Below are 25397 nucleotides of genomic sequence, written 5' to 3' on the forward strand. Positions count from 1 at the left end.
CGGCATTTCCGCCGCTGTCATAGAGGGGATACGGTAAAATGCCCTTCACTCGAACTTTTGCAAAGCCAACTTTTCAGATGAGCAACGACAAAAACAGCCCAACGCCCGTCCTGACCTCCAATTTCCTGCGCGCCATCGTCGAATCCGACCTGGCGGCCGGCACCCACGTGCGCCCTGGGATGCCGAGCGTGATCACCCGCTTCCCGCCCGAGCCGAACGGCTACCTGCACATCGGCCACGCCAAATCGATCTGCCTGAACTTCGGCCTGGCGCGCGACTACCAGGGCCGCTGCAACCTGCGCTTCGACGACACCAACCCGGCCAAGGAAGAGCAGGAATACGTCGACACCATCATCGACAGCGTCAAATGGCTGGGCTTTGACTACGACTACCCTAGCGCCAACGGCGGCGTCGAGCACCATCTGCACTACGCCTCCGACTACTTCGAGCAGCTGTACGCGATGGCCGAGTACCTGATCGAAAAGGGCCATGCCTACGTCGACAGCCAGTCGGCCGACGAGATGGCGGCCAACCGCGGCAATTTCAACACCCCGGGCAAGAATTCGCCGTTCCGCGACCGGCCGGCCGCCGAATCGCTGCAGATCTTGCGCGACATGAAGGCCGGCAAATACGCCGACGGCGAGCACATCCTGCGCGCCAAGACCAGCGCCGACGCCATGGCCTCGCCCAATATGAACCTGCGCGACCCGGCCATCTACCGCATCCGCCACGCCCACCACGTGCGCACCGGCGACGCCTGGTGCATCTACCCGATGTACGACTACACGCACCCGATCTCGGACGCGCTGGAAAACATCACCCATTCGATCTGCACGCTGGAGTTCCAGGACCACCGCCCGTTCTACGACTGGCTGCTGGAAACCCTGTCGGCGGGCGGCTTCTTCAAGCTGCCGGTGCCGCGCCAGTACGAATTCTCGCGCCTGAACCTGACCTACGTCGTCACCAGCAAGCGCAAGCTGCGCCAGCTGGTCGAAGAAAACATCGTCGACGGCTGGGACGACCCGCGCATGCCGACCATCGTCGGCCTGCGCCGCCGCGGCTACACGCCGGAAGCGATCAAGCTGTTCTGCGAGCGCATCGGCGTGACCAAGGCCGACGGCTGGATCGACATGAGCACGCTCGAAGGCTGCATCCGCGAAGACCTGGACCCGAAGGCGCCGCGCGCCACCGCCGTGCTGCGTCCGCTCAAGCTGATCATCGACAACTACCCTGAAGGCCTGAGCGAGGAATGCAGCTCGCCGGTCCACCCGCACCACCCGGAAATGGGCGTGCGCAGCTTCCCGATCACGCGCGAGCTGTGGATCGAGGAAGAGGACTTCATGGAAGTGCCGAGCAAGGGCTATTTCCGCTATGCGCCGCCGGTCGACGACAAGCCGGGCAGCCGCGTGCGCCTGCGCCACGGCTACGTGACCGAATGCACCGGCTACGACAAGGACGAGAACGGCAAAGTGGTGGCGGTGCACGTCAACTACTTCCCGGATTCGAAATCGGGCACGCCGGGTTCGGACAACTACAAGGTCAAGGGCAATATCCACTGGATTTCCGCCGCCACCGCGCTGGAGGCCGAAGTGCGCCTGTACGACCGCCTGTTCACCGACGCCAACCCGGACGCCGGCGGCAAGGACTTCATCTCGCTGCTGAACCCGAACGCCAAGGAAGTCATCACCGCCTGGCTGGAGCCGGGCATGAGCGCGGCCCAGCCGGACCAGCGCTTCCAGTTCGAGCGCCACGGCTACTTCGTCGCCGACCGCGTCGACTCCACGCCAGGCAAACCGGTATTCAACCGCATCGTCACGCTGAAAGACAGCTGGGTCGCCAAGTAAGCGCCGCAGCCAGCACCCGCCGCACACGCCGAGGCCGGCGTCTTCCCGTGGAAGGCGCCGGCTTTTTGCATAAGTGGTCTTGGCACATCGTCCAGGACAAATAGCAAATTTACAAATTTACTTGACTAGCATCGCCAAAGTTTCCTATATTCAGCCTACATCCGGTCCCAGGAGTTGCTTCAAGCATTCGATATGGTAGCGTTACTTGCGCAAAAACAATTGTTTTCTCCGACCAAGCCGGTGTGGTGGGCTGGCGTCTTGCTATCCCTGGGGGTCAGTGCGCTGTTCTATGTGATGGTCTACAAGACCATCGAACACGATGCCGCCGGGCGCTTCACGCAGCAGGCCCGCAACGCCCAATACAACATCACCTCGCGCATCAACGCCTACACCGATGTGCTGCGCGGCACCGCCAGCTTCTTCGACGCCAGCGACCGCGTCGACCGCGACAGCTTCCACCGCTACGTCAGCGGGCTGGACCTGGGACAGCAATTTCCCGCGCTCGACAACATCAACTACACGCAACACGTGACCGACGCCCAGCGCGACGCCTTCGAGCGCGCCGCCGCCCGCAGCGGCGACGGCCAGCCGGACGGCTACCCTGACTTCACCATCAAACCCGCCGGCCGGCGCGCCGAGTATTCGGTGTTGACCATGATCGAGCCGGTCGCCCCCTACCGCCACCGGCTCGGGGTCGACATCGGAGCCAGGGAGCAGGCGGCGCGCGCCATCGCGCTGGCGCGCGACACGGGCAAGCTGATCACCTCGGGCATGCCGATCGAAAACACCCGCAATGCCCAGGGCTGGGCGCTGGCGATGCGCCTGCCGCTCTACCGCAAGGACTTGCCGCTGAACGACGTCGAGCAGCGCCGCGCGGCCTACCTCGGCTCGGTGGGCATAGGCTTCAGCGTGCCGCGCCTGGTGCGCGCGGCCATGGACCAGATGCAGGTGCGCGAAGTGCACCTGATGTTGTACGACGATGGCAAGAACGCCGACGGCAGCGTCTCGCCGCTCACCCTGCTGTACGACAACAGCACCAGCACCCGGCACGCGGCGCGCCGGGACGACCAGTTCGCCATCGTGCTGCCGCTGGACTTCAACGGCCGCCAATGGTCGGCCCATTTCAACGCCCCCAAGGCGGTCTGGTACAGCCGCTTCGACGCCTTCCTGCCGTGGCTGGCCATGGCCAGCGGCTTCGTCGGCTCGCTGCTGTTCTTCCTGCTGTTCCATACGCTGTCGTCGTCGCGCATCCGCGCCATCAAAATGGCCAAGGCCATGACCAAGGAGCTGCGCGACAGCCAGGCCAAGCTGCAACAGTCGCACCACAAGCTGCGCCAGCTGGCGGCCCACGCCGACCAGATCAAGGAGCAGGAACGCAAGCGCATCGCCCGCGAAATCCACGACGACCTGGGCCAGAACCTGCTGGTGCTGCGCATCGAGGCCGACCTGCTGGCCTCGCGCACCCGGCAGAACCACCCGCGCCTGCATGCGCGCGCGCGCAGCACGCTGACCCAGATCGACAGCACCATCAAGAGCGTGCGCCACATCATCAACGACCTGCGGCCGACGGTGCTGGACCTGGGACTGAACGCGGCGGTGGAATGGCAGATCGCCCAGTTCCGCCAGCGCTCCGGCATGGTCTGCGAACTGATCGAGCACCAGAGCGACATCCGCATCGACGACCGCTGCGCCACCGCCTTCTTCCGCGTGCTGCAGGAATCGCTGAGCAACATCTTGCAGCACGCGCGCGCCAGCCTGGTGCGGGTCGAGCTGTGCCAGGCCGGCGGCATGCTCAGCATGACCATCAGCGACAACGGCGTCGGCATGCGCGAGAGCAGCCGCAACAAGGTCGGCTCCTTCGGCCTGGTCGGCATCGAGGAGCGCATCAGCCTGCTCGGCGGCCATTGCGCCATCACCGGCGGCCACAACGCCGGCACCACGGTATCGATCTCGGTGCCGGTCGACTACGTGCCGCCGGCGGCCGACGACCACCAGTTCCCGGCCCGCCTGGCGGCCGACGCGCCAGCGTAAATGGCGGCGCCTGCGTCAGCGTATTCCCAATACCGTAGGACGTTCCTGATAAAGCTTGAGAAAAATCAAAGGCGCTTCGCTTTCGCTGGGCAAGAATTGCAATTGTTTTATTTTTTTCAACCCGCCTCATCAACGCAAAGGAAATGCCATGAACGTCATCAATGCCCTGGACCTGGAACCGATCAAAGTCAAGCTGATGCACAAAGAATCTGGCGAAGGCTGGTCGCTGGAACGCGCCAACGCCATCGAAACCGAGTATCGCCGTTTCCTGTTCCTGATGAAGCAGTTCCCGCATGAGCAGACCGCGCCGCTGGTCGACGTGGATACCTTCTGGCACTACCACATCCTGGACACGATGAAATACGCGGTCGACTGCGACGCCGTGTTCGGCCATTTCCTGCACCACTTCCCATACATCGGCCTGCGCGGCGAGGACGACCTGGTGGCGCACGAGCGCCTCGGCCATCGCATGCAGGAATTGTATGAGGCGACTTTCGGCGAGCCCTACCTGCGCGGCGCCGCGCATCAGGACGTGGCCTACTCGGCCGCGCCTGGCGCAACCGCTTACTCGGCCGCACCGGGCATGACGGCCTACTCGGCAGCGCCTGGCGTTGCCGCCAACACCGCCTACTCCGCCGCCCCAGGCGTCGCCGCCAAGACCGCCTACTCCGCCGCCCCAGGTGTCGCCGCCAACACCGCCTACTCGGCCGCCCCCGGCGTCGCCGCCAACACCGCTTACTCGGCTGCTCCCGGCGTTGCCGCCAACACCGCCTACTCGGCAGCCCCTGGCGTGAGCGCCAAGACTGCGTACTCGGCCGCTCCAGGCGTGACCGCCTACTCGGCGGCCCCAGGCAAGGTGGCGGAAGGCCTTCAAACGGCGGCCGACGCCGGCGCGATCATCGAGCAAGCCCGCATCGCCAGCTTCTACAGCGACCGCCCGCGCCTGACGCCGTCGGCCTGAGTACTGGCGTTTGCGCCACACACGGCAACGCGAACAGGCGGACTGCTCAAATAAGTGGCATACTCTGGGGATATTTATGGATGATGGGAGTTCATCATGGCTGTCAATACCGTAGCCTCCAGTACCGCCGCCGTACCAGCGACACCGCCCCGCCAGCCTGAGCCGGTGAAAGCGGTGGACCAACCCGCCGAACGCGTCACGCCGCCGGCCCCGCCGGCGCCGCCGCAAGTGGCAGCCGCGCCGACCGTCAACACCAGCGGCCAGCGCATAGGCACCACCATCAGCACGTCGGCCTGAGCACCAGGCCAACGGCACGACCAACCAAGCCGCATAAGACAACGGCGCGTGACCGAGAGGTCCGCGCCGTTTTCTTTGAGGCTATGCCGTCATCAGGCCGCCATCAATTCGCGCAGTTCGCGAATGCTAAAATCGCTGATCTCGTGCATGCGGATCAGGATGGTCGCGCCGATAGGCAGCGTGTTGTGACGGATTTTGCTGATGACCGGCGGCGCTACTTCCAGCGCGCGCGACAGGGCCGCATCGTTTTTCAGTTGCAGCTTCTCGATGATGGCATCCAGGACGCGGTTAGGATTGTAGGTCGGCGATGCGGTGATTTCTTTGATAGACATAATGTTTTTAAGTAGGTTCTGGCCGTCTTTGACAAAAAACGACACATGGGTAAAAAAAATTTTCAGCTCTATTACCAATGAAGCACTACAAAACACAGTCATTTGTGCCGGTTTTTAGTGCTTAGCCGAGATAATACACGTTTACGTTAACGAACGGCTAACTCATCAGACATTTCTGTGAGATTTAGAGAGATTTTACCCCTATTTCTTGTGCTAGGAAGATATTTGTTGCGAGAAAAGGTATAAATATTGGTAAAGTCAGTTGGATCGGCTGAGACCGGCGGCACGAAAACACCATTCAACCGCCATCAAAGCGGCCAGTTGGGCGATAGAGCCTGGGAAGAGTAGTGTGGAAGAACCGAGGAAATCGATGTCGTGCGAATTGTAGTACCAGCCGAGCTGGCGGCGAATCTCGTCCGGCGTGGGCGGAGGACGGCGGTCGCACTCACGCTGGTGCATATAGGCGCGAACCTGCTCCTTGCTGGGATGGGAAGTGGCTGTCATACCCATGGCTCCTTCGTGAGATGGCTAACAATATCGTATCATGTGCAGACTTGATTGATATAGCTCATACAAATTACGTTGCCATTTTGGCACAAACCCCACGGAAACGACTTGCATTAGTGTAATTTCCGTCCCGTCTTTACTTGTTTTTACATACTCCCATGACCTACGAAGAATTCCTCGACGAAGTAACGACGCTGCTCCACGAAATCTACGACCTCGACGACGCCGCCGCCATCAAGCTGGTGGTCGACGCCCAGGACGCCGAATATTTCGTGGCCCACGACAATGATCCGGAACTGCGCACGCCGGAACAGGCCCGCAAGGACGCCGTCGCCCTGCACGAAGCCAAGCAGAACAAAGTGCAAACCCAGAAGAAGCAACAACAGCGGGTGCAGCAGAAGAAACGCCCGCCGCGCGCCTGATCAGCCCTTCAACATCTGCGCCACGCTGACGTAGCGCAGCCGTACGCCCAGTTCGCGCTTGATGCGGCCGTTGCTCAGCCGCCGCGACTCCGACATGAACGACAGCAAGGCCGGCGTCACCACCTGCTGCAACGCCGCGCGCACCAGGCGCGGCGGGCGCGGCAGCTGGAAGGCGTCCGCCACCGCATCGAAATACTCCGCCATCTTCATATCGCTGTCGTCCACCGCGTGATACACCCGGTTGGGCAAGCCGCGGAACAGCGCGCGCGCGATGATGGCGGCCAGGTCGTCCGCATGGATGTGGTTGGTGTACACATCCTCCGCCGCGACCAGCGCCGGCGTGCCGGCCTGCAAGCGCTTCAACGGCAGGCGGTCGGCGGCATAAATTCCCGGTACCCGCAGGATCGACAAATGCGCGCCGGCGCGCCGCGCCCAGCCCCGCAACACCCGCTCGGCATCCACCCGGCGCAAGGCGCGCGCGTTGCGCGGCGCCACCGGACGGCTCTCGTCAAACAACACTCCGCCGCAATCTCCGTAGACGCCGGTGGTGCTGACATAAACCAGACGGGCGTGCTCAGGTAAAATGGCGGTCAGATTGCGCGTGCGGCGGTCCAGCGGCCCCTCGGCGGGCGGCGGCGCCAGGTGCACGACGTGGCTCGCCAGGCCGGACAGGCGCCGCAAAGTGGCAGGCTGGTCCAGGTCGACCACCAGCGGCACGGCGCCCAGCGCGCGCAATTCGGCGCAGCGCGACGGCTGGCTGGTGGTGGCGAACACGCGAAAGTGCGGACGCAACAGCGGCACCAGCCGCATGCCGACGTCGCCGCAGCCCACGATCAACAGCCGCGGCAGCTTGAATTTTTGGATAGTAAGTTTTTTCATTGAAGGATTGTATGACGTTTCAAATCACTGTACAGCCTAGCGGCCATCAATTCAGCTGCGAGGAAGACGAAACCGTGCTGGCCGCGGCCATGCGCGCCGGTGTCGGCCTGCCCTACGGCTGCAAGAATGGCGCATGCAGCTCCTGCAAAGGCAAAGTCATTTCCGGCGCGGTCACGCACAAGGCGCACCAGGAGCGCGCGCTGACCAAGGACGAGGAAGCGGCCGGTTACTCGCTGTTCTGCTGCGCCACCGCGCAGGGCGACCTGGTGATCGAGGCGCGCGAAGTGGCGGGCAGCGACGACTACCCGATCCGCAAGATGCCGTCGCGCGTGGCGACGCTGGAAAAACTGGCGCCCGACGTGATCGTCATGACCCTGCAACTGCCGGCCAACGAGACGCTGAAATTCCGCGCCGGCCAGTACATCGAATTCATGCTGCGCGACGGCAAGCGCCGCAGCTACAGCCTGGCTTCGCCGCCTGACCAGGATCAACCGCTGAGCCTGCACATCCGCCACATGCCGGGCGGCCTGTTCACCGACCAGGTGTTCAGCACCCTGAAGGAACGCGACATCCTGCGCTTCGAAGGCCCGATGGGCACCTTCTTCGTGCGCGAGGACAGCGACAAGCCGATGGTGCTGCTGGCCTCCGGCACCGGCTTCGCGCCGATCAAGGCCATCATCGAACACCTGCGCGCGCAGGATTCGCAGCGTCCGATGACCTTGTACTGGGGCGGCCGCCGCCCGCAGGACCTGTATATGGACGCGCTGTGCCGCCAATGGGAAGCGATCCTGCCGAACTTCACCTACGTGCCGGTGATCTCGGCCGCGCAGGAGGAAGACCACTGGAGCGGCCGCACCGGCTTCGTGCACGCCGCCGTCATGGCCGACCTGCCCGACCTGTCCGGCCACCAGGTGTATGCCTGCGGCGCGCCGATCGTGGTCGATTCCGCCAAGCGCGATTTCGTCGCGCAATGCCGTTTGCCGGAGGATGAATTCTACGCCGACGCCTTCACCACCGAAGCCGACATCAACAAGCCCTAACACCGGGAGCGGACAGGGATGCGGAGTCCCAAGGCTCTGCTCCCTGAAAGCTCAAATGACCGCCAGTCCCAGTTCCGCCAACGGCTTCAGCGTCCTGCGCCACCGCAATTTCGCCCTCTACCTGTCCTCCCGCACCCTCGCCACCCTGGCGGTCCAGATGCAAAACGTCGCCATCGGCTGGCAAGTCTATGCGATGACCCACAACCTGTTCGACCTCGGCCTGATCGGGCTGGCGCAGTTCGCGCCCTTCCTGCTGCTGATCCTGTTCGCCGGCCACGCCGCCGACCGCTACGACCGCCGCAACCTGATCGCGCTGACGATGGCCGCGCAACTGCTGTGCGGGCTGATGCTGCTGGCCTTCACCGTCGCCGGGCTCAGCGCCGTGTGGCCGGTGTTTGCCGTACTGGTGCTGTTCGGCAGCGCGCGCGCCTTCATGGGGCCGGCCACGCAAGCCATCCTGGTCAACCTGGTGCCGGCCGAGAGCTTCAGCAAGGCCGTGGCGCTGAGTTCGTCGAGCTTCCACGTCGCCGTCATCCTCGGCCCCACCTTGGGCGGCCTGCTCTACCTGGCCGGGCCGAAAACGGTGTATATGATTTCCTCGGCGCTGCTGGTGGCGGCGGTGGTGATGATGTCGCTGGTCAAATCCGTCAAGCAGCCCAGCAACCGCGAGCCGGCCACCTGGCACACCGTGCTGGAGGGGCTGCGCTTCGTCTGCTCCAAGCCGGTGGTGCTGGGGGCGATCTCGCTCGACCTGTTTGCCGTGCTGTTCGGCGGCGCCACCGCGCTGCTGCCGGCGCTGGCGCACGACGTGCTGCACGTCGGCCCGACCGGCCTCGGCATGCTGCGCACCGCGCCCGGCGCCGGCGCCGCCCTGTGCTCGATCGCGCTGGCCTTCTTCCCGATCACGCGCCGGGTCGGCCTGTGGATGCTGGGCGGGGTCGGCGTGTTCGGCGTCTGCACGCTGGTGCTGGGCGCCACCACCACCTTCGTGGTCGCGCTGGCGGCGCTGTTCCTGATGGGCGCCGGCGACATGATCAGCGTCTACGTGCGACACCTGCTGGTGCAGTACGAAACGCCGGATGCGATCCGCGGCCGCGTCAGCGCGGTGAACTCGGTGTTCATCGGCGCCTCCAACGAGCTGGGCGAATTTGAATCCGGCCTGACCGCCGGCTGGATGGGCCTGACGCGCGCGGTACTGTTCGGCGGCGCCGCCACGCTGGCCGTGACCGGCGCCTGGGCGGTGCTGTTCCCTGTACTGTCGCGCATGGACCGCTTCCCACACGAGGATAAACAATGAGCTTACGCGTACCGCTGCCCGGCATCATCCACAGCCGCCCGCACCTGAGTCTGGCGGTCGCGCTGGGCGCCATCGTCGGGCCACTGCTGCCGCCAAGCTGGCCATTGCTGGAGCGCCTGCTGACGGGCTGGAACATCGCCGTCTGGTCCTATCTGCTGATGATGGGCTGGATGATGGTGCGCGCCGACCAGCACGACATCAAGCGCGCCGCCTGCCGCCAGGATGAAAAGGGGCCGGTGATCCTGGCCACGCTGTCGGTGGCGATCCTGATCAGCCTGGCGGCCATCGTCTCGCAACTGTCGACGCTGAAGGAATTGAAGGCCAGCGACATGGCGCTGCACTACGGTTTCGTGGTGCTGACGCTGACCGGTTCCTGGTTCATGATCGGCGTGATGTTCTGTTCGCACTACGCCCATCTGTACTACATCAAGGATGACGGCGAACGGCCGCTGCAATTCCCGGACGAGAAGCTGGTGCCGAACTACTGGGATTTCCTGTACTTCTCGTTCACGATCTCGGTGGCGGTGCAGACCTCGGACGTGGCCGTGCGCAGCCGCGCCATGCGCCAGGTGGTGCTGGGGCAGTCGGTGCTGTGCTTCTTCTACAACCTGGCCATCCTTGGGTTGTCGATCAACATTGCCGCTTCGCTCATCAATGCGTAGCCCTTCGTGCGCTTCTTAACGAGAACATAAGGAGAAAAGGAGTAATATTGAATTGCAGTTCAACAAACAGGAGCAAGCTTATGCAAATCAATATCAATGCCGACAAAACCATCGACCGCCACGCCGGTCTGGATGAACATGTACATACGGTCGTGAGCAATGCCCTCCACCGCTTCGGCGAGCAGATCACCCGCGTCGAAGTCCACCTGAGCGACAACCTGACGCAAAAATCGGCCGACGGCGACAATCGCTGCCTGATGGAAGCCCGCGTCACCGGGTATCAACCGATCGCCGTCAGCGATCACGCCGCCACGCTGCACCAGGCCATCGGCGGTTCGGCGGACAAACTCAAACGCGCCATCGACAGCGCCCTGGGCCGCCTGCATGACAAAGACAAGCGTCACACCAACGGCACCGTAGCAGCCGAAGCCGAAGCCGACGACACCGAATAATTCTGCAATGGGCGGAGCTAGCGCCGTGCTAGCTCCCGCAAATATCCCAGTCCTTGCAGCGACCTGCTGCCATACCAGGACATCATCTCCCCATCGACCAGCAGCACCGGCTTGCCGATCTGCTTTTCCAGCGCATCCGCATGGGCTTCCGTGAAGCGATACGGTTCGCTCGACAGCAACACCCCGTCCACTTGCGCGATCAATTCCGACGACCATTCGAAGCGCGGATAGCGCTGTCCGCCCAGGTCCGGCACGCGCCAGCCGATTTCCTCCAGCATGCGGGCGATGTAGGTGTCCGGCGAGATCGTCATCCACGGGTCTTGCCAGATGCAGTACAACATGGTCTGCGGCCGGCCCGGCGGCATGGCGCGCAGCCGCGCATATTCCGCCTCGAACGCCGCGCACCAGTCGGCCGCCGCCTGCTCGCGGCAGAACACGCCGCCCAGCAGGCGCGCCAGCGCCAGATTGTCGCGCGGACGCAGCGGATGCGTGACGACGATGTTCGGAATGAATTCCGCCAGCAGCTCGACGGTCGGTTTTTCATTTTCGTCGATATTCACCACCAGATGGGTCGGCGCCAGCTTGCGGATTTTCTCGATATTCACATCCTTGGTGCCGCCGATCTTGGGTATGGCTTGCACCACCCCGGCCGGATGGATGCAGAAGCCGGTGCGGCCCACCAGCTGCCCGGCCAGCCCCAGCTCGCACAGCAGCTCGGTGATCGACGGCACCAGCGAGACGATGCGCGCGTTCGGATCGGCCTGGTGCGTCGTGCCGATCGCGTCGGTATATTCCATGTCGTCATCCAATCTAAGCAATGCGACATTGAAGCATCTGCGGATACAACGCGCAACAACTGCGGGATGAAATTTACACTGGATACAGGGCAGTTCAGCTATGATTACTGTGCTTGCCCATCAGCATCCTGAAAGACCATTTTGAAACAAATCAGCACATTCGGCGCCTCCCGCTACCAGATCAGCGACCTGCAGCTGCTGCGCAACGCCGACGACGACAGCGCCATCGCCAAACTGCTGGCGCCCTGCCCCGTGATGCAACTGGAAGCCGGGCAGGCGGTCACCGACTCCAGCCGCGCCCGCCTCTACATCGTGTTGCGCGGCGCGCTGTCGGTCGCCACCGACACCCGCACCGGCATGGCCGACGGCACCGTCAGCAAGATACTGCCGGGCGAAAGCGTGGGCGAACAGTCGGTATTGGACGAGGAAGCCAACCTGTCCAGCATCACCGCGCTGGAGCAGAGCGAGGTGCTGGTGATCGAGGCCGACATCGTCTGGAAGCTGATCGACGAATCGAATGTGCTGGCGCGTAACCTGCTGCGGCTGCTGTCCTTCCGTATCCGCGCCGCCAACGCGCAGCTGCGCCGGCGCCAGAAGCTGGGCGAGTTCTACCGCCAGCTGTCGATGATCGACGGCCTGACCGGCCTGTACAACCGCGCCTGGCTCAACGACCTGCTGCCGACCATGATCGCCACCGCGCAGGCCTCGCACGCGCCGCTGGCGCTGATCATGATCGACCTCGACCACTTCAAGAAATTCAACGACAGCCACGGCCACCTGGCCGGCGACCAGGCCTTGCGCACCGCCGCGCACGTGCTCAGCAGCGCGCTGCGGCCGACCGATTTCGCGGTGCGCTACGGTGGCGAGGAAATGATGGTGCTGTTGCCGGACACCAGCGACAAGGTGGCGGTGGCGGTGGCCGAGCGCCTGTGCGAACGCATGCAGCAGGCGGTGGTGTTTGCCGACATGCGCGTGGCGCTGCCGCAGATCACCGCCTCATTCGGCGTGGCGACGCTGCAGCCGGGCCAGGACGACCACGCGCTGATCGCCGCCGCCGACGGCGCGCTCTACCGCGCCAAGGACCTGGGCCGCAACCGCGTGGCCCATCACGAGGCGCAGGCCTGAACTGAGCGCGCCTGGCGGCCGATCAGCGCGCGGCCGGCCGGTCGGCGCCCAGCGTCAGCGTGGCCGACACCGCGTAGTGGTCGGACGCATAGCCTTTGCCGTCCTGCCCGTCGACGAGCACCTCGGCCCGCGCGACGCTGGCGTCGGGCGGCACCATGATGTAGTCGATGCGGCACTGGTTCGTTTCCTTGCCAAACGCGTGGAAGCTGCCGCTGTCGGCGCCGCCGTGCAGCGCGCGATAGCTGTCGCGCAGCGCCAGCGGCGCACCCGCCTGGCCGAGCAGGTGGCGCACCGCCGGCTCCTGCTCGCAGGCGTTCAGGTCGCCGGTGAGCACGACCGGGTCGCCCGGATGCTGGCGGGCCACGATCAGCCCGGCGAGCAAGCGCGCCGCGCGCTCGCGCTCCTCCGGCTTCAGCGGGAAATGGGTGTTGTAGACGTACAGGCCACGGCCGCTGGCGCGCTCGCGCAGATGCGCCCACGTCGCGATGCGCGGCCACTGCAGGCCCCAGTCGTTGGAGCCGACGACCTCCGGCGTGGACGACAACTGGAACGTGCCGTGGTCGGCCGCATCGAGATCCCAGCGCGCCTTGCGGTAAAAGATCTGCGTGCCCTCGCCGCCGCCATCGCTTTCGCGTCCGCGTCCCACGCTGGCGTAGTCGCCGAGCGCAAGCTTGAGGTCGGCGATCACCGCCGGCACCGCTTCCTGCACGCCCAGGAAATCCGGGTGCTGCCGGCGCACCAGCGCGGCCACGCGCGCCTTGCGGGATGCCCAGTCATGCGGCGCCGGATCGACGGGAACCCTGACGTTAAAGGACATCACGTCGATCGTCAGCGCCTGCGCGCAGCCGGCGCCATGCAAGCCTAACAAGGCGGCGAGGCAGGCGGAAAGCCGCAACAAGCGGATAGGTGTGTTGCGGCGCAAGGCTGTGGGCATGGCTACTTCCTCTTTCTGGGTGGGTGAGCGGCGTGCATCATGGCGTGAGCTCGTGCCGGTAGGGGATCGACGGCTGGGCGCCGGCGCGCGTGACGCACAGCGCGCTGGCGCTTTGGCCGAAGGCGGCCGCTTCGTCCAGCGTCCAGCCTTCGCACAGGGCGGTCGCGAGCGCGCCGATGAAGGTGTCGCCGGCCGCCGTGGTATCGACCGCGCTGACCGCGCGCGCATGCAGATGCCGTGGCCCCTGCTCGTCCAGCAGCACCACGCCCTTGTCGCTGAGCGTGATCAGCACGCGGCGCGCGCCGCGCGCGCGCAGCTGCTCGGCGGCCTGGCAGGCGCTGGCCACGTCGGCCACGTTGATTCCGGTCAGCAGGGTCGCTTCGCTTTCGTTGGGCACCAGGATATCGATGAGGGGCCAGAACCGATCGGGCAAGGCCTGCGCCGGCGCGGGGTTGAGCAGCACCGGCACGCCGGCGGCCGCGGCCAGCCGCATCGCCCGCAGCACCGCCGCCAGCGGCACTTCCAGCTGGACGATGAGCAGGGCCGCGCCGGCGATCGCCTCCCCGGCCGCGTCGACGTCGGCCGGGCACAGCAGGCCGTTCGCTCCGGCGGCGAGCACGATGCGGTTCTGGCCCCGGTCCTCGACCAGGATCACCGCCACGCCGGTCGCGGCCTCGGCTATCCTGCCGACATGGCGGATATCGACGCCGTCGGCAAGCAGGGTCTCGCACAGCGTATCGCCATAGCCGTCCCGGCCGGCCTGGCCGACCAGCGCGACCTGGCAGCCGAGACGGGCGCAGGCCACGGCCTGGTTGGCGCCCTTGCCGCCCGGCGAGGTCGTGTAGCCATGGCCTTGCAGCGTTTCGCCGGCCGCCGGCATGCGCGGCATGCGGAACACCAGGTCCATGTTGAGCGAGCCGACCACCACCACCGGTTTGCCGCCGGCGACGGCGGCAGGGATTTTATTCATGCGCCCCCTCTGGCCGCAGGTAGGGCGCGGTCGAGCAGCGGGCTTTCAGCTCGGCGGCCAGCACCACATGGCGCGGCGTGTCGCGATGCGCTTCCACCCGCTCCAGCAGCAGCTCGGCGGCCAGCGTGCCGATGGCCAGCTTGGGCTGCACCACGGTCGACAGCGGCGGCGCCGAATACGCCGCCAGCTCGATATCGTCGAAGCCGACGATGGACAGTTGCTCGGGAACGCGGACGCCGGCCTCGCGCGCGGCCGCCAGCGCGCCGATCGCCATCAGGTCGTTGCACACGAACACCGCGCTCGGCGCCGGCGTACACTGGAGCAGCTCCTGCATGGCCAGGTAGCCGCCGCCCGGCGTGAAGTCGCCGCGCACCAGGTCGCTGTCGAAGCGCTCGACGCCCGCCTCGGCCAGCGCCTGCTTCCAGCCCGCGTTGCGCTGCGAGCTGGGCGACAAGCCCGACGGGCCGCTGATGCAGGCGACGCGCGGATGGCCCAGTTCCAGCAAGTGGCGCGTGGCGATCAGGCCGCCGGCGACGTGATCGACCTCGACCAGGTCGCAGTTCAGGTCGGCCACCGCGCGGTCGAGCAGCACCAGCGGGATCTTCAGTTCGCCGATGGTGGCGCGGACCATCTCGTCGCTGCCGGCGACCACCAGGATCAGGCCGTCGACGCGCTTTTCGGCCAGCACCCGGATGTAGCTGGCCTGGCGCTCGGGATCGTCGTTGGAGTTGCAGACAATGACGTTGTAGCCGGCGGCGTAGCAGCGCTCCTCCACGCCCTGGATGATCTCGGCGAAGTACGGGTTGGAGTTATTCGGTATCACCATGCCGAAGGTCCGCGTGTTGTTGCTCTTCAAACTGCGGGCCACGGCGCTGGGCACATAGCCCAGGACACGAACCGCCTCCTCCACGCTTTCCCGCGTCTCCTTGCTGACGAAGCGGGTGCCGTTGACGACATGCGAGACGGTCGACACGGACACCCCGGCACGGAGTGCGACATCCTTGATATTGGCCATAGATTGCTGCTCACTTCCCTGCGAATAAATTGATTGGTCGGGCCGGCTCGTTACGGCCCCGGCCCCGGCGCTGCGGCTACTTGCCGGCGGCTTTACTCAAACGATAGGTGTCGAGCACGACCGCGAGAATGATCACCACGCCAGTGATCATCTGCCGCACGAAGTCGCCCACCTCGACCAGCACCAGGCCATTGGCCAGCACGCCGATGATGCAGGCTCCCAGCAAGGTGCCGATGATCGAGCCGCGGCCGCCGGCCAGGCTGGTGCCGCCGATGACGACGGCGGCGATGGCGTTGAGCTCGAAGCCCACGCCCAGGATCGGGCTGGCCACCGTCAGGCGCGTCATGTACAGCACGGCGGCCACGCCGACGGCGGCGCCGCAAATCGTAAAGGCCAGGATCTTATAACGAAAAATATCATGGCCCGCCAGGCGCACCGCTTCTTCGTTGTTGCCTATGGCGTAAATGATACGGCCGAACACGGTGCGCGTGAGCACCACCCAGGCCAAGCCCACCAGCGCCAGCGACACCAGGAACAGCGCCGGCATGCCGGCCACCGTGGCCGTGCCGAACTCGTTGAACAGGTCGGGGAATTCGTAGATGGAGCGGGCCTCGGTCCACTGCAGCGCGGCGCCGCGCGCGACGTACAGCATGCCCAGCGTGACGATGAAGGACGGCACGCCCCAGTGGCTCGACACGCTGCCGTTGATCAGCCCGCACACGGCGCCGACCGCGACGCTGGCCGCCACCGCCAGCGCGATGGCGGCGCCGACACTCAGGCCGTCGAGCTTGAGCACGGTTCCGGCCACGACCGCGCACAGGGCGATCAGCGAGCCGACCGACAAGTCGATGCCGCCGATCAGCACCACGAAGGTCATGCCGACCGCCAGGCAGATATTGATCGCGATCTGCGTGAAGATGTTGCTGACGTTGTCGGCCGTCAGGAACAGCGGCGACAGCATGGAGAACACGGCGATCAGGATCAGCAGCGCGAAGGCGATGCCCGATTCGCGCAACAGCCCGCGCAGGCGGGCCGGCAGCAGGCCGGCCGCGCTGGCAGGGATAGCCGCCGCCGGGAGGGCGGTGTCAGACGGTTTCGACATCAGGTTCTCCAGAGTTCATCAGTTCGCTGTAAGCCAGCTCAAGAATGCGGGTTTCGTCAAAGTCGGCGCGCGCCACCTCGCCCGCCACGGTGCCGCGCGACAGCACGATGATGCGGTCGGCGATCTCCATCAGCTCGGCCAGGTCGGACGATGCGACAACCAAGGCCTTGCCGCTGTCGGCGGCCGTCAGCAGCAGACGGTGGATCTCGGCGCGCGCCACCACGTCGACGCCGCGGGTGGGCTCGTCGAGCAGCAGCACCGCCGGCTCGCGCAACAGCCATTTTCCGAGCACGACCTTCTGTTGATTGCCGCCGGACAGGGTGCGCGGCGCCTGCTCGATGCCGCTCATGCGGATCTGCAGCGCGCGCGCCATGGCTTCGGCGGCCGCCGCCTCGCGCGAGCGTTGCAGCCAGCCGCCACGGGAACAATTGCCGAGCGTGGCCAGCGACAGGTTGGCACGGATCGGCAGGTCCAGCAACAGGCCTTCGTGGCGGCGGTCTTCCGTCACCAGGCAGATGCCCTGCGCGATGGCGTCGGCCGGGCTGCGCACCGTGACCGCCCGGCCGTCGCGCAGCAGCCGGCCGGCCGCCATCCGGTCGGCGCCGAAGATGGCGCGCAGGGTTTCGGTGCGGCCGCTGCCGACCAGGCCGGCGATGCCGACGATCTCGCCCTGCTGCACCGCGAAGTCGATGGCCTTGCCCGGCGCCTGGCCACGGAAGCGCAGGCCTTCCACGCGCAGGGCCGCCGCCGCACAGGGCGCAGCGTTGCGCGTGCGCGCCGGCAGCGCCGGCACGTCGCGCCCGGCCATCAGGTTGACCAGCTTGCGCGGCGTGACGGCGTCGATCGGCTCGGTGGTCACCGTGCGGCCGTTGCGCAGCACCGTCACGCGGTCGCAGACCGCGAACAATTCCTGCAAATGATGGGACACAAACAGGATCGCCACGCCGCTGTCGCGCAGCCGTACCATCAGCTCCAGCAGGCGCGTGCTTTCGCGCGCGGTCAGCGTCGCGGTCGGCTCGTCGAGCACGATGATGCGGCTGGAACCGGACAGCGCCTTGGCGATCTCGATCAACTGGCGTTGCGCGATGCCCAGCGTGTGGACGGTCTGCGTGGGCGAGACGTCCTCCAGCCCGACCAGGCTGAGCAGCTCGGTGGCGCGGCGGTTCAGCTGCTTGCGGTCGATCAGGCCCAGACGCGTGCGCGGCAGCGCCGCGAACTGCAGGTTTTCGGCCACCGTCAGGTGCTCCAGCATCAGCAACTCCTGATGCACGACGCGGATGCCGCGCTGGATGGCGTCGAGCGGACTGCGCGGGCGATACGCCGCGCCGGCAAGCGACATGGCGCCGCCGTCGGGCGCGATGGTGCCGCACAGCACCCGGATCAGGCTCGATTTGCCGGCGCCGTTCTCGCCGGCGAGCGCGTGTACGCTGCCGGCGTGCAGATCCAGGTCGACGTGGTCGAGCGCGATCACGCCGGAGTAGCGCTTGCTGATGCCGCGCAGGCGCAGCGCGGGAGCGCCGGCCGGCGCGCTCGGGCCGGCCGCGGCGATGGAAGCGTGCATGCCGGCCTACTTCAGGTCGGCGGCGGTGACCAGCGCGACCGGCGTCTTCACCCAGCCCTTGAGCGGCACGCCCGACTTGCGCGCCTTGAGGCCGAGGTCGATCGCGTTGGCCGCCATCTCGGCGCCGAACTGGTCCACGGTGGCCAGCATCTTGCCCGACTTGATCAGCGGCCGCACGGCCGGGATGTTGTCGAACCCGACCACCTTGATCTTGCCGCTCTTGCCGGCCGCGTCGATGGCCTTGACGATGCCGACCGCCATCGAATCGTTGGCCGCCATGACGCCCTTGACGTCGGGATGGGCGGTCAGGATGTTGGTGAACACCTGGTTGGCCTCGTCCGTGCCCCACATGGCGCTGCGCGAAGCGACCAGCTTGAGCTGGTATTGCGCGACCGAGTCCATGAACCCGGCCTTGCGCTGCCGGCCGTTGTCGGCGCCGGGATTGCCTTCGATGATCACCACCTTGTCGCCGGGCTTGAGCACCTTGCCCAAGGCGTCGCCGGCCAGCTTGGCGCCCTCGCGGTTGTCCGGTCCGATGAAGGCGAGCTCCAGCCCGGCCTTCCTCTTGGCGGCCTCGTCCAGGGCCACATCGATATTGATCACCATGATGCCGGCCTTGAGCGCCCTGGCCGCCGGCGCCACCATCGCGCGCGAGTCGGCCGGCGCGAGGACGATGAGGTTCATCTTTTGTATCGTCATGCTTTCGACGGCGACCACCTGGGAATCGACGTCGGTCTCATCCTTCATGCCGACCGCCTTCAGTTCGAAGTCGCCGCGCTTGGCCTGGTAGGCTTGCGCGCTGTCGGCCATGTTCTTGAAGAACTCGTTGGACAGGGATTTCATCACCAGGCCGACGCGCGGCTTTTCCTGCGCCAGCGCCGGCGACAGCGCCAACAGTGCCGCGGCGACGGCTACAACCATCTTGAATTTGCTAGGCAACACCTGACTTCTCCATCGAATAAAACCATCTGGCTGGCGGGACGCGCAAAAAAAGAAAACGTTTGCGCAAACGTTTTTATACATTATCCACTCGTCGATAAATTGTCAAGAAATTCACTGACACGCTCGCCAGTGTGCAAGTCCCCCATGTTTATATTGACAACTATAATTAGTTAAGCTACCTTGGCAAACGTTTGCGCAAACGTTTGCTTGGCAATTTCGTGACCGCGACAGGCTGATTCAACCACAATGATTTGACGGAGACTGGCAATGAGCGCAGGCGAAAAGAGCGATCCGAAGTGCGTATGGCGGCGTGGCATGGCTGATTGGCCGGCGCGCCGCTGGGGCGCCCCGCTGCTGGCGCTATGCGCGCTGCAGTTTGCCCATGCCGCCGAGCCCTTGCCGTTCGCGCTGCGCGAAAGCCAGCTCACCGGTCCGGCGCAAATGGACCTGGGCGAAGTGGACTGGCTGGCCCGCCTGAACAACTGGAAACGCGACAGCGCCGGCGCGCAGCCGGACTGGCTGGCGGCAATTCAGGCCTGGCGCGCGCAGCATCTGGCCGCGATCGCCTACGACGACGCCCAGTACCGCCGTCCGGAGCTGCAATGGACGCAAAAGAATTTCATCCAGACCCAGGCGATGGTGGAAGACCGCTATCTGTACGACCCCGTCACCCGGCGCTACACCGTGCAGCGCTTCCTGGATGACTTGAAGCGGCGCTACGGCGGCATCGACAGTGTGCTGCTGTGGCCGCTCTATCCGAACCTGGGCATCGATCACCGCAACCAGTGGGACCTGCTGCGCGACATGCCCGGCGGCACCGACGCCGTCCGCCAGATGGTGCGCGACTTCCACGACCAGGGCGTGCGCGTGCTGTTCCCGACGCTGCCGTGGGACGCCGGCTCGCGCGCTCCGGGCATGGCGCCGGCCGACGCCACCGCGCGGCTGATGGCCGAGATCGGCGCCGACGGCATCAACGGCGACACCATGAACGGCCTGCCGCAAAGCTACGCCGACGCCGCCGCCCGCACCGGCCATCCGCTGGTGCTGGAGCCGGAACTGTCGTTCAAGGACGACGCCATGCTGGCCAACAATCTGCACAGCTGGGCCTACTGGGACGGGGCCTTGGTGCCGCTGGTGAGCAAGTGGAAATGGCTGGAGCCGCGCCACATGGTGCACGTCAGCGACCGCTGGGCCACCGACCGCAGCAACACCTTCCAGGCGGCGTTCTTCAACGGCGTCGGCGTGCAAAGCTGGGAGAACGTCTGGGGCTGGTGGAACCAGATGACGCCGCGCGACGGCGAGGCCTTGCGCCGCATCGCCAGCATCTACCGCGCGCTGCCGGCGCTGCTGGTGAGCGCGCAATGGACGCCGCATGTGCCGACCCTGCACTACGGAATTTACGCCAGCCGCTTCCCCGGCGCCGGCCGCAGCCTGTGGACGCTGGTCAACCGCAACGAGTTCCAGCTCAACGAGGGCATCCTCAAGCTGGAGCATCGCGCCGGACAGCGCTATCTGGACCTGTGGAGCGGCCGCGAACTGCAGCCGCGCATCGCCGGCGGCCAGGCCGTGATCGACCTCCCGCTCGAAGCGCGCGGCTACGGCGCGGTGCTGCAGTTCGAGGGCGCCGCCATTCCAGCCGACCTCGCTGCGCTGCTGGAGACCATGCGCGGCCTGGCGCGGACGCCGCTGCAGGCGTACTCGGCCAACTGGACCTTCCTGCCGCAGAAGATCGTCCCGATTGCCGCCACCGCCCGCGCGGCCAGCGCGCCCGCCGGCATGGTGCGCGTGCCCGCCGGCAGCTTCGACTTCCGCGTGACCGGCATCGAGATCGAAGGCGAGAACCGCGCCGGCATGGACGTGCAATATCCGTGGGAAGACGCGCCGCGCCGCGGCCATTTCCGCCACATGCGGCTCGACGCCTTCCACATCGACCGCTACCCGGTCAGCAATCTCGACTTCAAGCGTTTCGTCGACAGCGCCGGCTACCGTCCCGCCGACGCCCACAACCTGCTGCGCCATTGGCAAGGCGGCGCGCCCCGCCCCGCCGAGGCGCACAGCCCGGTCACCTGGGTCTCGATCGAGGATGCCCGCGCCTACTGCCGCGCGGCCGGCAAGCGCCTGCCGCACGAATGGGAATGGCAATACGCGGCGCAGGGCAACGACGGCCGCCTCTACCCCTGGGGCAATGAATGGGATGCGGCACTGGTGCCGGCGCCCTCCTCGGCGCGCGACATGCCGCCGCTGCCGCCGTCCGGCCAGCATCCGAAGGGCGCCAGCCCGTTCGGCGTCGAGGACATGGTCGCCACCGTCTGGCAGTGGACCGAGGAGTTCGAGGACGAGCACACCCGCGCCGCGATCCTGCGCGGCGGCAGCTTCTACCAACCGGCCGGCTCGCACTGGTACTTCCCTCAGGCGCGCAAGCTCACCGAGCATGGCAAGTACCTGCTGATGGCGCCTTCCAAGGACCGCGCCGGCGCCCTGGGCTTCCGCTGCGCGCAGGACGCCGGCTGATTCTTTTTTTCGATCGGGAATTTTTTTACCAACCGCAAATCGACTCATTTCAATGAGCAGCGGTATTTTTCAGGGGACTACTCCAGACTAAATTGGAAAGCTTTCCATCACGGACGTGATCGCTGTCTTGATCAGGTCCGGAACTTATCGAACACCTCTTCACTATTCACGGAGTCTGCTTTGCAATCCATACCTACACAGGGCGCCCATCGCGGCGGCCAAGCCACTTTCAAGCTCAAGCCCATCGTCGCGGCCTGCGCCTCCACCCTGCTGCTATGCGGCGTGGCCGCTGCCCAAACAACGACGCCCGGGGTCAGCGCCGAACCGAGCGCCAGCAACACGGTCATCGTCAAGGGCTTGCGCCGCAGCCTGGAAGACTCGCTGACCATCAAGCGCGGCAACACCTCCATTGTCGAGGCGGTGTCGGCCGAGGATCTGGGCAAGCTGCCCGATTCGAGCATCGCCGAGGCGCTGGCCCGGCTGCCGGGCGTCACCGGCGAACGCGGCGGCGACGGCAACGTGGACCGGGTATCGGTGCGCGGCATGTCGCCGGAATTCTCCAGCACCCTGCTCAACGGGCGGGAAATGGTCAGCTCCGGCGAATCGCGCGCCGTCGAGCTGGATCAGTTTCCTTCCGAGCTGATCGGCGGCGCCGTGGTCTACAAGACGCCCGACGCCGCGCTGATCGGCCAGGGACTGGCCGGCACCATCGACCTGCACACGCGCCGCCCGCTGGCCACGCGCGGCCGGGAAGTCGCGCTCAATCTGCGCGCTGAAAAGAACTCGAACGGCACCCTCATCAAGGATGTGGTCGCCCCGATCGGCAACCGCTTCAGCGCCTCCTACATCGACCAGTTCGCCGACAACACCATCGGCGTGGCGATCGGCCTGGCCCGCCTCGACCGCGGCAGCCAGATCAAGCGTACCCAAACGGCCAACTTCCGCGACCAGATCGGCATCCCCATCGACGGCGCGCCGCCGCAGCAACAGCCGGCCAAGGGCTACGACCACGCGCTGCTGCCGCTGTTCTGGGACACCACGGCCAACACCAAGCGCAGCACGCGCACCGGCTTGATGGGCGTGCTGGAATACAAGCCCAACCGCGACCTGCACAGCACGCTCGACTTCTACTACTCGCGTTTCGACACCAAGGAAGTGGGCGTCTTCTTCCGCGAGAACATGTACAACGCCTACGGCGCGAGCGCCAACCGGATCAAGCTGACCAACGTCGGCACGACCCAGGTGGGCCGCAACACCTATGCCACCACCGGCACGGCCGACAACCTCAGCTTCGTGATCGGCAACGCGGAAACGCGCCGGCGCGACAAGATCGCCGCGCTGGGCTGGAACACCGAGCTCAAACTGGCCGACAAATGGAAAGGCATCGCCGACCTGAGCTACTCGCGCGACGCGCGCGACGAGGAATACGACGAAATCTACGGCGCGCCGTTCAACAAGGCCATCAACAACTGGCAGCGCAGCGCATTCAGCTGGAACATTCCATACGACGGCTCGGCGCAATCGTTCACGCCGGTCGATCCCAACACGTTCACGAACACCGTCCTCGGCGATGCGCATGGCTACCACACCAGCGACGCGCCGGCCTGGGCGGGCGGCGTGCGCACGCGGCCGCTGACCGATGCGCTCAAGACGCTGCGCCTGAGCGCCAAGCGCGAACTCGACGGCCCGTTCCGCAGCATCGACCTGGGCTTGAATGTCACCAAGCGCGACAAGGTCATCACCAACGGCGACACCCTGCTCCTGCTCGCTTCCGACGGCAAGGGCGGCTATGTGCGCGACGTACCCGCGGCGGCGGTGCGCGATCCGGTCGACATGTCGTGGGCGGGCCTGGGCTATGTGCCGCGCATCAGCGCACCGGACGTCATCGCCAGCGGCGTGGTGTCGAACAAGGATCTGTTCGGCGGCAAGGTGACCAACGACTACGGCGTGCACGAGCGCATCGCCACCGCCTACGCCAAGCTCGACCTCGACACCACGCTGGCCGGTTACGACATCCACGGCAACCTCGGCATGCAGGCCGTGCACTCGAAGCAGAACTCGGACGGCTTCGAATATCGCGGCAACAACGTCACGCCCGATCCGAAGCTGGTGTTCCCGCACGCGGGCGGCGCCAGCTACCGCAACTACCTGCCGAGCCTGAATCTGATCGCGGACCTGAAGAACGACTGGGTGTTCCGCTTCGGGCTGGCCAAGACGATGGCGCGGCCGAACATGCAACAGCTGCGCGCGGGCACCAGCACCCCGAGCATCATCGACAAGCCGGGCGACCACTACGGCGAATGGACCGGCGCTTCCGGCGGCAATCCGCAACTGCGGCCATGGCTGGCCAACGGCACCGACCTGTCGCTGGAAAAGTACATCGGCAAGCGCAGCTACCTGGCCGCCGCCGCGTTCCACAAGAAGCTGCTCAGCTATGTATTTGACGGCACCACCGAGCGCGACAACAGCTTCTTGCCACGGCCGTCGACGCTGCCCGCCGACATCGTGGTCCAGCGCAGCGGTTCGTACACGCGTCCGGTCAACGGCAGCGGCGGCGCCCTGCATGGCCTGGAACTGTCCGCCGCGCTGGGCGGCGAGTTGATCAGCAATACGCTCGACGGCTTCGGCATCATCCTTGGGGCGACCAGGCTGGGCAGCGATCTGCAGGACAAATCCGGCAACGAGGTCAAGCTCGACGGCTTGTCCGGCACCGCGTTCAACGCCACCGCCTACTATGAAAAGAACGGTTTCTCGGCGCGCGTGAGCGAACGCTACCGCTCCCCGTTCACGGCGACCTCGACCGATGTCTACCTGCAGAAGTTCATCAGCGCGCACTCCGCCGACCGGGTCGTGGACATGCAACTGGGCTACAACTTTGAGACCGGCCCCTACAAAGGCCTCTCGATCCTGGTCCAGGCCAACAACCTGCTCGACACCCAGGTCACCTACTACAGCAATGTGGGCGGCGGGCCGGACCCCGATCAGCTGCGTCCGCGCTACACCAACCGCTTCGGACGCCAGTTCCTGGTGGGCCTGAACTACAAGATGTAAATCGGCATTACCCGCATGCCCCGCCCCAGGGCGGGGTATTGCTGCGCACCACAGGCCCGCTCATGGCGGCGGGGCCGGCTGCGCCTTGTGCGCGGCGAAGAAGTCGGCATAGCCCGCCTGCACCAGCTCGTAGGTCTTGTCGATATTGCTGGCGACGTCGCCGTTCAGCACCTTCAGCCCGTCCAGCACCTCGCGCGCCTCCTTGAAACCTTGCTCCACGCCCTTTTTCAGCGTATCCATGAACTTGTTGAGCACCGCATCCCCCTCCTCGCCGGGGTGTTGCTGCTTGAAGGCTTCATAAAACGCCGTCGACAGCGATACAATGCGGCTCGCGGTGCCTTCCGGCGTATTATCCTGCGATACGGCGTTCTGGATGGCGTTGTCGCCGAAATCGTCCTTGAGCGCCTCGTTGATGCCGGTCAGCGCCGTTTTCAGCACCACCGACAAGGGATCGTTGGAAGAATTCAGCGATACCGTCAAGGAAGCTTGTACGATAGACACGTTCAGCTGCGCCTTGGCCTTGGCCAGGACGTTGACATTGCTTTCGTCCTTGGGCTGGACCGGCGTCGCCGCCGTGGTGCTGCCGGATGTTGCAGAGACGGGAGTGGCCATGATGTGGCTCCGGTTGGAATATCCTTTGATTATCGGCAGACTTAAGAATAACT

At 65.7% G+C, this 25397-nt stretch carries 23 protein-coding genes; 12 read left to right on the forward strand and 11 right to left on the reverse strand.

The genetic code is table 11. From position 1 onward, the window contains the following. Window positions 1–77 precede the first annotated feature (77 nt). The 4 genes from AC1RMD_RS18215 (at window position 78) to AC1RMD_RS18230 (ending at window position 5133) form a co-directional block, all read left to right on the forward strand. Window positions 78–1844: a glutamine--tRNA ligase/YqeY domain fusion protein gene (locus AC1RMD_RS18215; protein ID WP_492928092.1), complete on the forward strand. Its 1767-nt coding sequence runs from the start codon at window positions 78–80 to the stop codon at window positions 1842–1844. Window positions 1845–2036: 192 nt separating this feature from the next. Then, window positions 2037–3875, forward strand: a complete 1839-nt coding sequence (locus AC1RMD_RS18220) for a CHASE domain-containing protein (protein WP_492928093.1) — start codon at window positions 2037–2039, stop codon at window positions 3873–3875. Window positions 3876–4023: 148 nt separating this feature from the next. Next, window positions 4024–4836 (forward strand): glycine-rich domain-containing protein, encoded by an 813-nt coding sequence (locus AC1RMD_RS18225; RefSeq protein WP_492928094.1) that lies wholly within the window; start codon window positions 4024–4026, stop codon window positions 4834–4836. Window positions 4837–4932: 96 nt separating this feature from the next. After that, entirely contained in the window at window positions 4933–5133 is a 201-nt protein-coding gene (locus AC1RMD_RS18230) for a hypothetical protein (RefSeq protein WP_492928095.1), read from the forward strand. Window positions 5134–5225: 92 nt separating this feature from the next. On the opposite strand, the gene AC1RMD_RS18235 is transcribed toward AC1RMD_RS18230, so the two are convergent. Then, on the reverse strand, window positions 5226–5465 hold the full coding sequence (locus AC1RMD_RS18235) for a hypothetical protein (RefSeq protein ID WP_008445950.1): 240 nt from the start codon (window positions 5463–5465) through the stop codon (window positions 5226–5228). 258 nt (window positions 5466–5723) lie between these two features. Beyond that, window positions 5724–5969, reverse strand: a complete 246-nt coding sequence (locus AC1RMD_RS18240) for a hypothetical protein (RefSeq protein ID WP_492928096.1) — start codon at window positions 5967–5969, stop codon at window positions 5724–5726. A 161-nt stretch (window positions 5970–6130) separates the two neighbouring features. Between AC1RMD_RS18240 and AC1RMD_RS18245 the strand changes: the two genes are divergently transcribed. Then, window positions 6131–6394: a hypothetical protein gene (locus tag AC1RMD_RS18245; protein ID WP_020705386.1), complete on the forward strand. Its 264-nt coding sequence runs from the start codon at window positions 6131–6133 to the stop codon at window positions 6392–6394. Here AC1RMD_RS18245 and AC1RMD_RS18250 read toward each other — a convergent pair whose 3' ends face one another. Next, window positions 6395–7273: an SDR family oxidoreductase gene (locus AC1RMD_RS18250; RefSeq protein WP_492928097.1), complete on the reverse strand. Its 879-nt coding sequence runs from the start codon at window positions 7271–7273 to the stop codon at window positions 6395–6397. 11 nt (window positions 7274–7284) lie between these two features. Here AC1RMD_RS18250 and AC1RMD_RS18255 point away from each other — a divergent pair, with 11 nt between their 5' ends. From AC1RMD_RS18255 to AC1RMD_RS18270, 4 genes are all read left to right on the forward strand, one after another. Further along, the gene (locus AC1RMD_RS18255; RefSeq protein WP_492928098.1) at window positions 7285–8313 is read left to right on the forward strand and encodes a CDP-6-deoxy-delta-3,4-glucoseen reductase; all 1029 of its coding nucleotides are present in this window, start codon (window positions 7285–7287) and stop codon (window positions 8311–8313) included. A 55-nt stretch (window positions 8314–8368) separates the two neighbouring features. After that, complete coding sequence (locus AC1RMD_RS18260) at window positions 8369–9610, forward strand: MFS transporter (protein WP_492928099.1); 1242 nt, start codon at window positions 8369–8371, stop codon at window positions 9608–9610. Next, window positions 9607–10272, forward strand: a complete 666-nt coding sequence (locus tag AC1RMD_RS18265; protein WP_492928100.1) for a DUF1345 domain-containing protein — start codon at window positions 9607–9609, stop codon at window positions 10270–10272. Before AC1RMD_RS18260 ends, AC1RMD_RS18265 begins: the two co-directional genes overlap by 4 nt. An 80-nt stretch (window positions 10273–10352) precedes the next feature. Next, entirely contained in the window at window positions 10353–10724 is a 372-nt protein-coding gene (locus tag AC1RMD_RS18270; protein WP_492928101.1) for an HPF/RaiA family ribosome-associated protein, read from the forward strand. A gap of 17 nt (window positions 10725–10741) precedes the next feature. Here AC1RMD_RS18270 and AC1RMD_RS18275 read toward each other — a convergent pair whose 3' ends face one another. Beyond that, on the reverse strand, window positions 10742–11521 hold the full coding sequence (locus AC1RMD_RS18275) for a helical backbone metal receptor (protein ID WP_492928102.1): 780 nt from the start codon (window positions 11519–11521) through the stop codon (window positions 10742–10744). A gap of 141 nt (window positions 11522–11662) precedes the next feature. Between AC1RMD_RS18275 and AC1RMD_RS18280 the strand changes: the two genes are divergently transcribed. Further along, on the forward strand, window positions 11663–12646 hold the full coding sequence (locus tag AC1RMD_RS18280) for a GGDEF domain-containing protein (protein WP_492928103.1): 984 nt from the start codon (window positions 11663–11665) through the stop codon (window positions 12644–12646). A 22-nt stretch (window positions 12647–12668) separates the two neighbouring features. Here the strand turns inward: AC1RMD_RS18280 and AC1RMD_RS18285 are convergent, their stop codons facing one another. From AC1RMD_RS18285 to AC1RMD_RS18310, 6 genes are all read right to left on the reverse strand, one after another. Beyond that, window positions 12669–13580: an endonuclease/exonuclease/phosphatase family protein gene (locus AC1RMD_RS18285; protein ID WP_492928104.1), complete on the reverse strand. Its 912-nt coding sequence runs from the start codon at window positions 13578–13580 to the stop codon at window positions 12669–12671. A 37-nt stretch (window positions 13581–13617) separates the two neighbouring features. Further along, window positions 13618–14550, reverse strand: coding sequence for a ribokinase (rbsK, locus tag AC1RMD_RS18290; RefSeq protein WP_492928105.1), 933 nt, complete (start codon window positions 14548–14550; stop codon window positions 13618–13620). After that, window positions 14543–15565, reverse strand: a complete 1023-nt coding sequence (locus tag AC1RMD_RS18295; RefSeq protein ID WP_492928106.1) for a LacI family DNA-binding transcriptional regulator — start codon at window positions 15563–15565, stop codon at window positions 14543–14545. Before AC1RMD_RS18295 ends, rbsK begins: the two co-directional genes overlap by 8 nt. A 76-nt stretch (window positions 15566–15641) precedes the next feature. After that, window positions 15642–16667, reverse strand: coding sequence for an ABC transporter permease (locus AC1RMD_RS18300; RefSeq protein ID WP_492928107.1), 1026 nt, complete (start codon window positions 16665–16667; stop codon window positions 15642–15644). Then, on the reverse strand, window positions 16651–18228 hold the full coding sequence (locus tag AC1RMD_RS18305; RefSeq protein ID WP_492928108.1) for a sugar ABC transporter ATP-binding protein: 1578 nt from the start codon (window positions 18226–18228) through the stop codon (window positions 16651–16653). Before AC1RMD_RS18305 ends, AC1RMD_RS18300 begins: the two co-directional genes overlap by 17 nt. A gap of 6 nt (window positions 18229–18234) precedes the next feature. Next, window positions 18235–19149, reverse strand: a complete 915-nt coding sequence (locus AC1RMD_RS18310) for a sugar ABC transporter substrate-binding protein (RefSeq protein WP_492928109.1) — start codon at window positions 19147–19149, stop codon at window positions 18235–18237. A 288-nt stretch (window positions 19150–19437) separates the two neighbouring features. Between AC1RMD_RS18310 and AC1RMD_RS18315 the strand changes: the two genes are divergently transcribed. Further along, a complete protein-coding gene (locus AC1RMD_RS18315; protein WP_492928110.1) occupies window positions 19438–21681 on the forward strand; it encodes a formylglycine-generating enzyme family protein in 2244 nt (747 codons plus the stop codon). 180 nt (window positions 21682–21861) lie between these two features. Continuing rightward, entirely contained in the window at window positions 21862–24732 is a 2871-nt protein-coding gene (locus AC1RMD_RS18320; protein WP_492928111.1) for a TonB-dependent receptor, read from the forward strand. 60 nt (window positions 24733–24792) lie between these two features. Here the strand turns inward: AC1RMD_RS18320 and AC1RMD_RS18325 are convergent, their stop codons facing one another. Continuing rightward, window positions 24793–25344, reverse strand: a complete 552-nt coding sequence (locus tag AC1RMD_RS18325; protein ID WP_492928112.1) for a DUF5610 domain-containing protein — start codon at window positions 25342–25344, stop codon at window positions 24793–24795. Window positions 25345–25397 lie beyond the last annotated feature (53 nt).

It is taken from the genome of Duganella sp. GW822-FHT06D06, from assembly GCF_058799615.1.

Coding starts and splice junctions, on each gene's coding strand:
- AC1RMD_RS18245 (WP_020705386.1), top strand. CDS start 6,131: ATGACCTACGAAGAATTCCTCGACGAAGTAACGACGCTGCTCCACGAA.
- AC1RMD_RS18310 (WP_492928109.1), bottom strand. CDS start 19,149: ATGGTTGTAGCCGTCGCCGCGGCACTGTTGGCGCTGTCGCCGGCGCTG.
- AC1RMD_RS18230 (WP_492928095.1), top strand. CDS start 4,933: ATGGCTGTCAATACCGTAGCCTCCAGTACCGCCGCCGTACCAGCGACA.
- AC1RMD_RS18225 (WP_492928094.1), top strand. CDS start 4,024: ATGAACGTCATCAATGCCCTGGACCTGGAACCGATCAAAGTCAAGCTG.
- AC1RMD_RS18250 (WP_492928097.1), bottom strand. CDS start 7,273: ATGAAAAAACTTACTATCCAAAAATTCAAGCTGCCGCGGCTGTTGATC.
- AC1RMD_RS18265 (WP_492928100.1), top strand. CDS start 9,607: ATGAGCTTACGCGTACCGCTGCCCGGCATCATCCACAGCCGCCCGCAC.
- rbsK (WP_492928105.1), bottom strand. CDS start 14,550: ATGAATAAAATCCCTGCCGCCGTCGCCGGCGGCAAACCGGTGGTGGTG.
- AC1RMD_RS18295 (WP_492928106.1), bottom strand. CDS start 15,565: ATGGCCAATATCAAGGATGTCGCACTCCGTGCCGGGGTGTCCGTGTCG.
- AC1RMD_RS18300 (WP_492928107.1), bottom strand. CDS start 16,667: ATGTCGAAACCGTCTGACACCGCCCTCCCGGCGGCGGCTATCCCTGCC.
- AC1RMD_RS18285 (WP_492928104.1), bottom strand. CDS start 13,580: ATGCCCACAGCCTTGCGCCGCAACACACCTATCCGCTTGTTGCGGCTT.
- AC1RMD_RS18270 (WP_492928101.1), top strand. CDS start 10,353: ATGCAAATCAATATCAATGCCGACAAAACCATCGACCGCCACGCCGGT.
- AC1RMD_RS18260 (WP_492928099.1), top strand. CDS start 8,369: ATGACCGCCAGTCCCAGTTCCGCCAACGGCTTCAGCGTCCTGCGCCAC.
- AC1RMD_RS18255 (WP_492928098.1), top strand. CDS start 7,285: ATGACGTTTCAAATCACTGTACAGCCTAGCGGCCATCAATTCAGCTGC.
- AC1RMD_RS18235 (WP_008445950.1), bottom strand. CDS start 5,465: ATGTCTATCAAAGAAATCACCGCATCGCCGACCTACAATCCTAACCGC.
- AC1RMD_RS18315 (WP_492928110.1), top strand. CDS start 19,438: ATGAGCGCAGGCGAAAAGAGCGATCCGAAGTGCGTATGGCGGCGTGGC.
- AC1RMD_RS18305 (WP_492928108.1), bottom strand. CDS start 18,228: ATGCACGCTTCCATCGCCGCGGCCGGCCCGAGCGCGCCGGCCGGCGCT.
- AC1RMD_RS18325 (WP_492928112.1), bottom strand. CDS start 25,344: ATGGCCACTCCCGTCTCTGCAACATCCGGCAGCACCACGGCGGCGACG.
- AC1RMD_RS18275 (WP_492928102.1), bottom strand. CDS start 11,521: ATGGAATATACCGACGCGATCGGCACGACGCACCAGGCCGATCCGAAC.
- AC1RMD_RS18215 (WP_492928092.1), top strand. CDS start 78: ATGAGCAACGACAAAAACAGCCCAACGCCCGTCCTGACCTCCAATTTC.
- AC1RMD_RS18220 (WP_492928093.1), top strand. CDS start 2,037: ATGGTAGCGTTACTTGCGCAAAAACAATTGTTTTCTCCGACCAAGCCG.
- AC1RMD_RS18240 (WP_492928096.1), bottom strand. CDS start 5,969: ATGACAGCCACTTCCCATCCCAGCAAGGAGCAGGTTCGCGCCTATATG.